Raw genomic sequence first — 11,718 nt, forward strand, 5'->3', positions numbered from 1 at the left:
TCCCAGAGACCCTGCCGAATCCCGGGAACCGGCCCGGCGATTTAAACCCAAAATCGAGAACCCGCCGCTACCCGACTAATGACCCACGCACCTAGACGCAGGCGTGTGCCCGTCCCGTGGTGTGCCCCGTCCCGTGGTGTGCACCGTGTGCGATCCGCGCTAGCCTTGCAGCCTATGGTCGACGTCGAACGTTTCCGGATTCTCCTGCTCGAGGAGCGCCAACGGAAACTTGCCCTCCTGCCCGCCCTCCGCCAGGACATCACCTCGGTGACCGCGGCCCGGCAGGACTCCAACGTCGACGACGAACACGATCCCGAGGGTGCCACGATCGCCTTCGAACTCTCGCAGGCCTCGGCGCTGCTGGAGCAAAGCAGGGCCGGCCTGGCGCAGGTCGAGGCCGCACTGGCCCGCATCCGGGACGGCAGCTACGGGATCTGCCAGGACTGCGGCGAGGAGATCCCGGCGGGCCGGCTTGAGGCCAGGCCCTGGACGCCGTACTGCATCCGGCACACCCCGGGTGCTGCCGGCAGGAAAGCATGAACGCCGCCGGGACCTGGTGGGACCGGATCATCGCCGGATCCGCGCAGGGCCCCGTCCCGCACGTCACCGGCACCGAACTCGCCCTGGTGGTCCTCCTCGCCGTCGCACTCTCCCTCCCCCGCGTCACCTGGCGGTATTTCGGACTGCTGGCCACCGTGACCCACGAACTGGGCCACGCCTTCGCCGCGCTGATGACGGGCCAGCGCCTCGGCGGGATCCGGCTCAGCCTGGACCACTCCGGCACCACCGCCACGTACAGCCGGCGCCGCCTGGCCGCCGTCTGGTCCACGTTCTGGGGCTACCCGGTGCCCGCCGTCGTCGGTGCTGCCATGGTCTGGTGCGGCTTCAACGGCTGGGGACCGGCGGCGATGTCGGCCGGAACCCTCGTGCTGTTGGCCTCGTTCCTGTTCATCCGCAACGGGATCGGAGTGCTGATCACCGCGGCCGCGGTGCTGTCCGCCGTGCTGCTGGTCCTCTTTGTCCCGCCCGAATTCAACGGCCACGTCATGATCGTGCTCGGTCTGGCCCTCCTGGTCGCCGCCGTCCGGGACCTCGGGAAGCTGGCCGCCGTCCATCTGCGGCGCCGGGACAGATTGCCGACGTCGGACGCCTACTTGCTGTTCCGGGCTACCCGAGTCCCGGCGGTCATCTGGATCGGGCTCTTTGCCGCGGTTGTGGGGGCTTCCTGGTGGTTTGCCTGGCAGCCGATGGCCCAAGTCTTCGCACCGTTGCCGGGGCCGGCGTTGCGGGGACCGGGCGCTCCCCCGGCATAGGCTGGGACCATGAGCCAGACACACGCCAATGACCCCGGCCACAGCACGAGGGGTGCCTATGTCACCGGCGGCGAGGAGTTCAGCCGGGACACCAACTACATCGAGGACCGGATCACCCGGGACGGTGGTCCGGGCCGCAACGGCGAACCCGGCTGGCCGGTGGAACCGGGCCGCTACCGTCTGATCGCGGCGCGCGCCTGCCCCTGGGCCAACCGGACAGTGATCGTCCGGCGGCTGCTCGGTCTCGAGGACGTCATTTCCCTCGGACAGCCCGGCCCCACCCACGACGCCCGCTCGTGGACCTTTGACCTGGATCCCGGCGGCAAGGATCCCGTGCTGGGCATCGAGCGGATCCAGGCGGCCTACTTACTCCGGTTCCCGGACTACCCCCGCGGCATCACGGTACCGGCGATCGTCGACGTACGCAGCGGCCAGGTGGTCACCAACAACTTTCCGCAGATCACCCTGGACTTTTCCACCGAGTGGACCGAGTACCACCGTCCCGGGGCACCGGAGCTGTACCCGGAGCACCTGCGGGATGAGATCAACACCGTCAACAAGAGGGTCTTCACTGAAGTCAACAACGGCGTCTACCGCTGCGGCTTCGCCGGCTCCCAGCAGGCCTATGATGCCGCCTATGAACGGCTCTGGACTGCGCTGGACTGGCTGGAGGAACGCCTCACCGGCCAGCGGTACCTCGTCGGGGACACCATCACCGAGGCCGATGTGCGGCTCTTCACCACCCTGGCGCGGTTCGACGCCGTCTACCACGGGCACTTCAAGTGCAACCGGCAGAAGCTCAGCGAGATGCCGGCGCTCTGGGGATATGCCAGGGACCTGTTCCAGACCCCCGGCTTCGGCGATACAACCGACTTCGTGCAGATCAAACAGCACCACTACATCGTCCATGAGGACATCAACCCCACCGGGATCGTGCCGAAGGGGCCGGAGCTCGGGAACTGGCTAAGCGCGCACGGCCGCGAAGCCCTCGGTGGGCGCCCCTTCGGCGACGGGACGCCGCCGGGCCCGGTCCGGGCCGGGGAAGAAGTGGCTCCGGGGCACGGGGCGGCCTGAGCCACTTTCCCGCACAGGCTGAGGGCAGGGACGGGGTTTGTCCACTTGTCGCAACATCGCCCCCGGCCTAGGGTGAGCCGGGATGGGCAATGAAAAGGACGCCAGCACATCGCCGCCTCCCCCCGCGGCGAGACTGTGGCGGATCGTGACCGGCGGCGTGGCTTCGACGCTGCTCTGGCCCCGGCTGCAACTGGCCATGAAGGCGGCATTGGCCGCGGGCATAGCCTTCTTCATCGCCCCGTTTATGCCCGGGTCCGCGGCCGACTACCCCTACTACGCTCCACTCGGCGCCCTCGTCGCCATGTACGAGAACGTATCCGGGTCCATCCGCCAGGGTGTCCAGACGCTGGTGGGGCTGGCGATCGGCATCGGCCTGGCCTTTGTGCTCGTCAGCGTTGGGGACCCCACTCCGCTGTCGGTCGCCATCGTGATGGGCTTTGGAGTCATCCTCGCCGGGCTCCCGCGGATTGGCTCCGGCAGCGACTGGATCCCGACGGCGGCCCTCCTAGTCCTGCTGGTCGGCGGGAACAACCCGGACAGCTTCTCCTTCGGCTACCTGGTCCAGATGGGCGCAGGGGTCGCCGTGGGCATCCTGGTCAACCTCCTCGTGTTTCCCCCGCTGCATTTCCACGCCGCGGCTCTCAGCATCGCGGAGTTGCGCCTGGCCCTCGCCCAACAAATGCGGGACATGGGCAAAGCGTTGAAAGAGAGCTGGCCGCCGGAGCACGAGGACTGGTCCGGCCGGTCCGAGGCGCTCGCAGGCTCGGCCCGCTCTGTCCGGCTCGCGGTGGAAAAGGCGGATGCCAGCCGGCAGGCCAACCCCCGGCGACGGCTCCATCCGCGGGATGTGGAGCTGGACTACCGGAACCTCCGTGACCTGGAGCGGGTGACGTTCCACGTCCAGGACGTGACGCAGGTCCTCTCGGATGTCATCTGGGCCGGGGACACACCATTCGTTATACCGGATGAATATGCCGTCCCGCTCGCCGACGCGATGGCTGCGGTGGCCGACGTTCTGCGCGCCATCGAAGAGGAGAGTCCGGAACGCCAGGCGGAGCTGGCGGACGCGGCCAGCATTGCGGTGAAGGAGTTGACGGCCCGCATCGGCGCGGAGGAAGCGACCACGGACGAGCCCAGCGCTGTGGAATCCATCCTGCTGAGCCTGCTCCGCATGCTCCGCGTTGTGAAGTCCGGCGGGGCCAGGACGTAAACGGGCCCGAAACGACGGCGGCCGCCCCAGGGAAAGGGGCGGCCGCCGCCGTCGGAGATTCAGCCGAGTCTGGTGCTACAGCGCGGCAACCGTTCCGCTGAAGTGCTTGCGGCCGGACTTCGGGTTCCAGCCGACATAGTCGGAGCGCCGCCAGCCGCCGTCGCTGCCCTGGCCAGTGCTGATGTCCAGGGCCACCTGCGCGGGCAGGAACACCGGCGCCTCAAAGGCGAGCTGCCAGCTGAATGTCTCACCCTTTGCGGCGCCCACGTCGGCCAGCGCCCTTGATGCGAGGTACATGCCGTGAGCGATCGACCGGCGCATCCCCAGGGCTTTGGCCGAGAGCACGCTCAGGTGTATAGGGTTGAAGTCTCCGGAAACGGCGGCGTAGGCCCGTCCGGTGTCCACCCCCAGCCGCCAGAGCGCAGTGGGATCCGGGGCGGTGAAGTCCACCGGCGTCGACGGTGCCGATGGCTTGTCGATTCCGGGCAGGAACACGCCTTTGGCCAGGTAGCTGGATACGCCGCGCCAGCGGATCATGTCCTCCCCCGCCCCCCGTACCTCGGCCACGAGGTCCAGCTGGGTGCCGGAACGGTGGCCGCGCAGGTTCTCCGCCCAGGCCCGGATGTCCACCACATCGGTGAAGCGGACGGGTGCGGACTGGACCACGTGGTTTTCGAGGTGGATCATCCCCAGCAGCGGCAGAGGGAAGTCATCGCGGTTCATCACACTCATCGCCAGCGGGAACGCCAGCGCATGGATGAAACCGGCCGGGAGGATGTCGCTTGCCGTTTCCCCGACCAGGTGCTGGTAGGCCGTGAGGTTCCCGGCCCCGGCCTTCACACCACGGACCTCGTGGCTGCATAACGGAAGCGTGGTCCCCGTGTGGGTTCCCAGGATCCGGCGCCGCGCAGCGGTGGCTGCGGCGTTGACGTACTGCTTGGAGAGCGCCGGCATTTCGCCCAGAATGACGGGCTGCGAAGGGGTCATGCCCCCACCAGGTTCTGCCCGCAGACCCGCAGCACCTCACCGGAGATCCCGCCGGCGGCGTCGCTGGCCAGGAACGCGATGGCCTCGGCGACGTCGTCTGGCCGGCCGCCCTGCTGCAGGGAGTTGAGCCGGCGGGCCAGCTCGCGGGTGGCGAACGGGATCCGGGCCGTCATCTCGGTCTCGATGAAGCCGGGGGCGACGGCGTTGATGGAGCCGCCGTGCGCGGCCAGAAGCGGTGCCGTGGCCCGGACCATGCCCGTCACGCCGCCCTTGGAGGCGGCGTAATTGGTTTGCCCGCGGTTGCCGGCGATGCCGCTGGTCGAGGCGACGGATACGATCCGCGGCGAGTTCCGGAAGTGCTCCGAGGCCAGCAGCGCCTCGTTGATGCTCAACTGGGCCGCGATATTCACGGCGATGACGGAGTTCCAGCGCCCCGCATCCATGTTGGCGAGCAGCTTGTCGCGGGTGATGCCCGCGTTGTGGATCACGATGTCGAGCCGGCCGTGGCGAGCCACGGCATGGTCGATGATCCGCTGGCCGGCGTCGTCACGGCTGATGTCCAGCTGCAGGGCGGTGCCGCGCACCTCGTTGGCGACCGCTGCCAGGCGGTCCCCGGCCGCCGGGATGTCCACGACGATCAGCGTGGCGCCGTCGCGGTGCAGCGTGCGCGCAATCGCGGCGCCGATCCCCCGTGCTGCACCGGTCACGACGGCGACCCTGCCTGCCAGCGGCTTGTCCGCATCGGCTGGCAAGTGCCCGGCAGCGGACGTGACGGTCAGGAACTGCCCGTCCACGAACGCGGAGCGGCCGGAGAGGAAGAAGCGCAGCGCGCCCAAGGTGCTCGGGCTGGTGGTGCCCGCGCCGTTGGCGAGCAGGATGCCGTTGCCGGTGGCGCCGGCCCTGAGTTCCTTGGCCAGCGACCGCAGCAGTCCGTCGACGCCCTGCCGGGCCGCGGCAACGGCCGGATCGGCGGAATCCGAGGCGGCGCGGGACACGGTGATAACACGGGCGTTGGGCGCCAGGTCGCGCAGCGAGGAGGCTGCCGTCAGGACAGGCTGCTCCAGATCCCCGGGACGGGCCAGTTCGTCCAGCACCAGGATGATGGCGCCGAGCTTTTCCCTGGGCACGGCATGCCGGCGGACGTCCAGCTTCCAGGACAGCAGGGCCGAGGCGAGTTCGTCGGCGCCGCTGCCCGTGCCCTGGACCAGCACCGGCCCCTCGATAAGAGGCTGACCTGCCTTGTGGCGCCGGAGCACCACGGGCTGCGGGAGCCCGAGCTTCCTGGCGATGTCCTTGCCAAGGCCCCTGCTCACGAACTGGGTGTATTTGTCGGTCATCCGGTCCCCCTAGTGTGCTTCGAGAATAGCGACGACGCCCTGGCCGCCGGCGGCGCAGATGGAGATCAGGCCGCGTGCCGGGCGTCCGTCGATCTGCCCCTTGGCATGCAGCATCTTCGCGAGCGAGGCCACGATCCGTCCGCCGGTGGCGGCGAAGGGGTGCCCTGCGGCGAGCGAAGATCCGTTGACGTTCAACCTGGACGCTTCGACGCTGCCGAAGGCTCCGTCGAGGCCGAGACGGCTGCGGCCGAATTCCTCATCCTCCCAGGCGGCGAGGGTGCTCAGCACGGTACCGGCGAAGGCCTCGTGGATCTCAAAGTAGTCAATGTCATCGAGGGTCAGCCCGTTGCGGGCCAGCAGCCGCGGCACCGCGAAGGCGGGAGCCATCAGGAGCCCGTCCTTGCCGTGCACAAAGTCAACGGCCGCCGCCTCGCCGTCGACGACGGTGGCGAGTTTGGGCAGGTCGTGCGCGTCAGCCCATTCCTCCGAGGCCAGCAGCACGGTGGAGGCGCCGTCGGTGAGCGGCGTGGAGTTCCCGGCCGTCATGGTCGCCGCGGCGCCCAGGTTCTTGCCGAAAACGGGCTTGAGTGTGGCGAGCTTCTCGAGGCTGGTGTCGGCGCGCAGGTTGGAGTCCCTGCTGAGGCCGCGGTACGGGGTGAGCAGATCGTCGAAGAAACCGGCATCGTAGGCGGCGGCGAGGTTCCGGTGGCTCTTGAAGGCCAGTTCGTCCTGCGCCTCGCGGGTGACGTTCCACTGCGCAGTGGTGAGCGCCTGATGTTCGCCCATGGACAGCCCGGTCCGGGGCTCGCCGGTGTTCGGGGCATCGGGCGCGAGGTCCTTGGGCCGGAGGCGGCTGAGGATCTGCAACCGCTGCGGCAGCGTCTTGGCGCGGTTCAGGTCCAGCAGCACGTCACGGAGGCCCTCGCTCACGGCGATCGGCGCGTCCGAGGCGGAGTCGACGCCGGCGGCAATGGCTGAATCGATCTGGCCGAGTTTGATCTTGTTGGCGAGGCCGAGCACCGTTTCCAGGCCGGTGGCGCAGGCCTGCTGCAGATCGTAGGCCGGCGTTTCTGCGGAGAGCGCCGAGCCGAGGACGGCTTCGCGCGTCAGATTGAAATCGCGGGAGTGCTTGAGCACGGCGCCCGCGGCAACTTCGCCGATGCGCTCATCCTGCAGGCCGAAGCGGGAGATCAGCCCGTCGAGGGCAGCGGTGAGCATGTCCCGGTTGGAGGACTTGGTGTAAGCGCCTCCGGTCCGGGCGAACGGAATGCGGTTGCCGCCAACCACCACGGCCCTGCGGAGCGCCGGCAGTGCCGTAGCTCCGGCCTGTCCTGTGTTCTGTCCTGCGGACCCTGCCGTCGGGGTCGATTCCTGGGGTCCGGGTACGGACTGTCCATTCACGGACATGGGCTGTCTCCTTTGATCAAAACGGTTACCGATACCCAGCGTACCTGATACGGTGGGTATCGTGAACAACCTCCAGTCTGACTCTTCCGGCGGTGGCCCGGCCAGCGCCGTCGCGTCCGCCGGCGGCACCGTCGATGGGCGTGCCTCACGCTGGCAGCCGCACCGCGAGGAACGCCGTCGGGAGCTCATCAAGTCGGCCCGCAAGGCCGTCCACGCGCTGGGCAGCGAAGCCTCGATGGAGGACATTGCCGCGGCGGCAGGGACCTCCAAATCGGTGTTCTACCGGTATTTTGGGGACAAGGCCGGGCTCCAGCAGGCGGTGGGTGAAGTGGTGCTCAGCCAGATGCAGCGGCGCATCCAGGAAGCGGTGCAGGGCGCCCAGACTCCCGGCGAGGGCCTGCTCGCCATGGTTTCCGCGTATCTGCAGATGGCCGAGACGAGCCCCAACGTCTACACCTTCGTCACCCGGTATGCACCCGCCGGCGCGGACGGCGCCGCCGGGTCCGCCGCCGGGTCCATTGCCACGGCGGGCGCCCTGGGCCACTTCTTTGCGGCGATCAGCGACATGATCGCCCGGCCCATGCGGAGCCACCTCGGCGACTCGGCCGGCCGCGAAACGGCAATCGGCTACTGGCCAAACGCCGCGATCGGCCTGGTCCGGAACGCCGGCGAGCAGTGGCTCGCCACTCCGGACTCCCCGTCCAGACCGGACCAGGCGGCGATGGCGTGCCAGATCACGCACTGGCTCTGCCTGGGCATCGCCCCCGAGCTCCGGAACCAGCCCGCCCCGCCCGCCGTGGCGCCGGCGGTGGCAGAAGACCCGGCGGAACCCGCGCAGCGCACCCAACGACCCACAACTTCAGAACCAACCTCGTCAGAGCCAACCTTGTCAGAACCAAAGAAGGAATCGACATGACTGAACTAGCGGACCGCGCAGCGGACCCGGCGATCGACCCGACGACCAACCCGACGACGAACGCGAATCCGGCCGCCCGGTCGGTGGCTTCATCGTCTGACGCCACGGACGCGGGAGCGCCCGCCGTCGACGTCGCGGCCCTCGGCGAACTGCTCCTCGGCAAATGGGCCGCCACCCGGCGCGTCGCGCGGGCCCTTGCCGGCCGGCCCGAGCTGCACAAAACCGAAGGCCTGAGCCACACGGATCACCGGCAGCGCGTCTTCGGCCAGCTCAAAATCCTGGTGGAGAACGGCGCCGTCCACCGCGCCTTCCCAGCGTCCGTCGGCGGCGCCGACGAACACGGCGGAAACGTGGCCGGTTTCCAGGAACTCGTCATCGCCGACCCCTCGCTGCAGATCAAAGCCGGCGTCCAGTGGGGCCTGTTCGGCTCCGCCGTAAACCACCTGGGCACCGAAGAACACCACCGGACGTGGCTGCCCGGCATCATGAACCTGGATATTCCGGGCTGCTTCGCGATGACGGAAACCGGCCACGGCTCGGACGTTGCGAGCATTGCCACCACCGCCACCTATGACCCGGCGACCGAGGAGTTTGTGGTCCACACCCCCTTCCGGGCCGCCTGGAAGGACTACATCGGCAACGCCGCCGTGGACGGCCTGGCCGCGGTCGTGTTCGCCCAGCTGGTCACCCGGGGAGTTAGCCATGGCGTCCACGCTTTCTACATGGAGCTGCGCGATCCCGGAACCAAGGACTTCCTGCCCGGCATCGGCGGCGAGGATGACGGCGTCAAGGGCGGCCTGAACGGCATCGACAACGGCCGGCTGCACTTCACCAATGTCCGGATCCCGCGCACCAACCTGCTGAACCGCTACGGCGGCGTCGACGCCGACGGCAGCTACACCTCCTCCATCGCCAGCCCGGGCCGCCGCTTCTTCACGATGCTCGGCACCCTGGTCCAGGGCCGGGTGTCGCTCGACGGCGCCGCCGTGACCGCCTCGAAACTGGCGCTGAAAACAGCCATCCAGTACGCCACCGAACGCCGGCAGTTCAATGCCTCGTCGCAGACGGACGAGGAAGTGCTGCTCGACTACCAGCGGCACCAGCGCCGGCTGTTCACCCGGCTGGCCACCACCTATGCCGCGGGCTTCGCGAGCGAACAGCTGCTGCAGAAGTTCGACGACGTCTTCTCCGGCCGTAACGACACCGACGCGGACCGGCAGGATCTGGAGACCCTCGCCGCCGCGCTCAAACCGCTCAGCACCTGGCACGCGCTGGACACGCTGCAGGAATGCCGCGAGGCCTGTGGCGGGGCGGGATTCCTGATCGAGAACCGCTTCGCCTCGCTGCGGGCGGACCTCGACGTCTACGCGACCTTCGAAGGCGACAACACCGTACTGCTGCAACTCGTCGCCAAGCGGCTGCTGGCCGACTACGCCAAAGAATTCCGGACAGTGAACTTCGGCGTGCTGGCCCGCTACGTGGTGGGCCAGGCCGCCGGTGCCGCGATCCACCGCACCGGGCTGCGCGGCGTGGCCCAGTTTGTGGCGGACTCCGGTTCGGTGCAGAAGGCGGCCATCGCGATCAAGGACGAAGCCAGCCAGCGGACCCTGCTGACGGACCGTGTCCAGACCATGGTCGCGGAAGTGGGTTCGGCTCTCAAGGGCGCCAACAAGCTGCCCCAGGCGCAGGGCGCCGCGCTCTTCAACAAGCACCAGAACGAGCTCATCGAGGCCGCGCAGGCGCACGCCGAACTGCTCCAGTGGGAGGCGTTCACCGAGGCGCTGGGCAAGGTCGCGGATCCGGGGACCAAGGTGGTCCTGACGTGGCTGCGGGACCTTTTCGGGCTGTCCCTGATCGAAAAGAACCTGTCCTGGTACCTCATGAACGGACGGCTCTCCATGCAGCGCGGCCGCACAGTGGGCGATTACATCAACCGGCTCCTGGTCAAAATCCGTCCGCACGCCCTGGACCTCGTGGATGCATTCGGCTTCGGTCCGGAGCACCTCCGGGCCGAGATCGCCACGGGCGCCGAGAAGGTCCGGCAGGATGAGGCCCGGGAGTACTTCCGCGGGCAGCGCGCCAGCGGACAAGCACCGGTGGACGAGAAGATCCTGATCGCGCGCGCCGCGAAGACGGCCCCGCGCCGCTGACCCGCCGCTTCACCGGCGCTTTACCGGCGGGAGAACGACGACAGCGCCGCACCTCACCCGGGGCGGCGCCGTCGTCGTCCGTATTTGCGCTATTTCCCGCAGGTGCCTCAGGAACCGTGCGGAAGCACCGAGCGGTACACCTCAAGGGTGGTTTCCGTGATGGACTCCCAGGAGAAGTGCTCCTCCGCCCGGCGCCGCCCAGCCTCGCCCATGGCACGCGCCCGCTGGGGATCGGACACCACCTCGGTGAGCGCCGCGGCGAATTCGGTGACGAACTTCTCCGGATCCAGCGGGACACCGGTGCCGTCCGTGACCTGCTCAAGCGGAACCAGCAGCCCGGTCTCGCCGTGCCGGACGACTTCGGGGATTCCGCCGGTGGCGCTCGCCACGACGGCGGCGCCGCAGGCCATGGCCTCAAGGTTCACGATGCCCAGCGGCTCATAAATCGACGGGCACGCGAACGCGGTCGCGTGGCTGAGCACCTGGATAACCTCGTTGCGCGGCAGCATCCGCTCGATCAGGATGACGCCGCTGCGCTGGCCCTGCAGCTCCTCGATCAGGCGCGCCGTTTCGGCCGCCAGCTCGGGGGTGTCCGCGGCACCGAGGCACAGGACCAGCTGGACCCCGGCCGGAAGCTTGGCGGCGGCCCGCAACAGGTACGGGACGCCCTTCTGCCGGGTGTTCCGGCCCACGAAGACGACGCTCGGCCGCTCCGGATCGATGCCGAGGGCACGGATGATGTCGTCCCCCTCGTCCCGGTTCCACCGGCTCACGTCGATGCCGTTGTGCACCACCTTGACCTTGGCCGGGTCTACCTCCGGGTAGCTGCGCAGGATGTCCTGCCGCATGCCCTCGGAGACGGCGATGATGGCCGCAGCCGCTTCATAGGCGGTCTTTTCCACCCACGAGGAAACGGCGTAGCCGCCGCCGAGCTGCTCGGCCTTCCACGGACGCAGCGGCTCCAGGCTGTGGGCGCTGAGCACGTGGGGAATCCCGTGCAGCAGCGACGCAATGTGCCCGGCCATGTTGGCATACCAGGTATGCGAATGCACGAGGTCGGCGCCGGCAATGTCGGGGGCCATCCGCAGATCCACGCCCAGGGTCTGGACGGCGGCGTTCGCTCCGCCGAGATCCTCCGGCACCGCGTAGGACGTGACCGTCGCTCCGTGGTAGCAGGATTCACGGGGCGCGCCGAACGCACGCACCTGCAGATCCACGTGGTGGGCCAGCACCCTGCTGAGCTCGGCCACATGGACCCCGGCGCCGCCATAGATTTCGGGCGGGAATTCTTTAGTCACAATGTCTATACGCACAAACCCCAAGG

10 protein-coding genes are annotated in these 11,718 nt (G+C 68.8%); 6 read left to right on the forward strand and 4 right to left on the reverse strand.

Going from position 1 to position 11,718, the window contains the following annotated elements; all coding sequences use genetic code 11:
- Window positions 1-174: 174 nt before the first annotated feature.
- The 4 genes from RCH07_RS09815 to RCH07_RS09830 all read left to right on the forward strand — a co-directional run bounded on the left by RCH07_RS09815 (window position 175) and on the right by RCH07_RS09830 (window position 3,597).
- Window positions 175-540, forward strand: a complete 366-nt coding sequence (locus tag RCH07_RS09815) for a TraR/DksA family transcriptional regulator (RefSeq protein ID WP_326967284.1) — start codon at window positions 175-177, stop codon at window positions 538-540.
- Complete coding sequence (locus RCH07_RS09820) at window positions 537-1,313, forward strand: M50 family metallopeptidase (RefSeq protein WP_326967285.1); 777 nt, start codon at window positions 537-539, stop codon at window positions 1,311-1,313. The genes RCH07_RS09815 and RCH07_RS09820 overlap by 4 nt, the downstream gene beginning before the upstream one ends.
- Before the next feature lie 9 nt (window positions 1,314-1,322).
- Window positions 1,323-2,387, forward strand: coding sequence for a glutathione S-transferase family protein (locus tag RCH07_RS09825; protein WP_326967286.1), 1,065 nt, complete (start codon window positions 1,323-1,325; stop codon window positions 2,385-2,387).
- Window positions 2,388-2,469: 82 nt separating this feature from the next.
- Entirely contained in the window at window positions 2,470-3,597 is a 1,128-nt protein-coding gene (locus RCH07_RS09830) for an FUSC family protein (protein WP_442784803.1), read from the forward strand.
- A gap of 75 nt (window positions 3,598-3,672) precedes the next feature.
- Here the strand turns inward: RCH07_RS09830 and RCH07_RS09835 are convergent, their stop codons facing one another.
- The 3 genes from RCH07_RS09835 to RCH07_RS09845 are packed head-to-tail and all read right to left on the reverse strand — an operon-like array spanning window position 3,673 to window position 7,328.
- Entirely contained in the window at window positions 3,673-4,584 is a 912-nt protein-coding gene (locus RCH07_RS09835) for a MaoC family dehydratase (protein WP_326967287.1), read from the reverse strand.
- The gene (locus tag RCH07_RS09840; protein WP_326967288.1) at window positions 4,581-5,921 is read right to left on the reverse strand and encodes a 3-oxoacyl-ACP reductase; all 1,341 of its coding nucleotides are present in this window, start codon (window positions 5,919-5,921) and stop codon (window positions 4,581-4,583) included. Before RCH07_RS09840 ends, RCH07_RS09835 begins: the two co-directional genes overlap by 4 nt.
- A gap of 9 nt (window positions 5,922-5,930) precedes the next feature.
- Window positions 5,931-7,328, reverse strand: coding sequence for an acetyl-CoA C-acetyltransferase (locus RCH07_RS09845; protein ID WP_326967289.1), 1,398 nt, complete (start codon window positions 7,326-7,328; stop codon window positions 5,931-5,933).
- Between the two features lie 61 nt (window positions 7,329-7,389).
- Here RCH07_RS09845 and RCH07_RS09850 point away from each other — a divergent pair, with 61 nt between their 5' ends.
- Both RCH07_RS09850 and RCH07_RS09855 read left to right on the forward strand, forming a co-directional pair.
- Window positions 7,390-8,244 carry a TetR/AcrR family transcriptional regulator gene (locus RCH07_RS09850; RefSeq protein ID WP_326967290.1) on the forward strand — a complete coding sequence of 285 codons (855 nt, stop codon included), beginning with the start codon at window positions 7,390-7,392 and terminating at the stop codon, window positions 8,242-8,244.
- On the forward strand, window positions 8,241-10,394 hold the full coding sequence (locus RCH07_RS09855) for an acyl-CoA dehydrogenase family protein (protein WP_326967291.1): 2,154 nt from the start codon (window positions 8,241-8,243) through the stop codon (window positions 10,392-10,394). Before RCH07_RS09850 ends, RCH07_RS09855 begins: the two co-directional genes overlap by 4 nt.
- A 107-nt stretch (window positions 10,395-10,501) precedes the next feature.
- On the opposite strand, the gene glgA is transcribed toward RCH07_RS09855, so the two are convergent.
- Entirely contained in the window at window positions 10,502-11,707 is a 1,206-nt protein-coding gene (gene glgA, locus RCH07_RS09860) for a glycogen synthase (RefSeq protein WP_326967292.1), read from the reverse strand.
- Between the last annotated feature and the right edge of the window lie 11 nt (window positions 11,708-11,718).

It is taken from the genome of Arthrobacter sp. CG_A4 (assembly GCF_035985125.1).
GTDB lineage: Bacteria > Actinomycetota > Actinomycetes > Actinomycetales > Micrococcaceae > Arthrobacter.

Excerpts from the sequence above, each read along its gene's own strand:
- RCH07_RS09815 (WP_326967284.1), top strand. The coding sequence starts at position 175 with ATGGTCGACGTCGAACGTTTCCGGATTCTCCTGCTCGAGGAGCGCCAA.
- RCH07_RS09820 (WP_326967285.1), top strand. The coding sequence starts at position 537 with ATGAACGCCGCCGGGACCTGGTGGGACCGGATCATCGCCGGATCCGCG.
- RCH07_RS09825 (WP_326967286.1), top strand. The coding sequence starts at position 1,323 with ATGAGCCAGACACACGCCAATGACCCCGGCCACAGCACGAGGGGTGCC.
- RCH07_RS09830 (WP_442784803.1), top strand. The coding sequence starts at position 2,470 with ATGGGCAATGAAAAGGACGCCAGCACATCGCCGCCTCCCCCCGCGGCG.
- RCH07_RS09835 (WP_326967287.1), bottom strand. The coding sequence starts at position 4,584 with ATGACCCCTTCGCAGCCCGTCATTCTGGGCGAAATGCCGGCGCTCTCC.
- RCH07_RS09840 (WP_326967288.1), bottom strand. The coding sequence starts at position 5,921 with ATGACCGACAAATACACCCAGTTCGTGAGCAGGGGCCTTGGCAAGGAC.
- RCH07_RS09845 (WP_326967289.1), bottom strand. The coding sequence starts at position 7,328 with ATGTCCGTGAATGGACAGTCCGTACCCGGACCCCAGGAATCGACCCCG.
- RCH07_RS09855 (WP_326967291.1), top strand. The coding sequence starts at position 8,241 with ATGACTGAACTAGCGGACCGCGCAGCGGACCCGGCGATCGACCCGACG.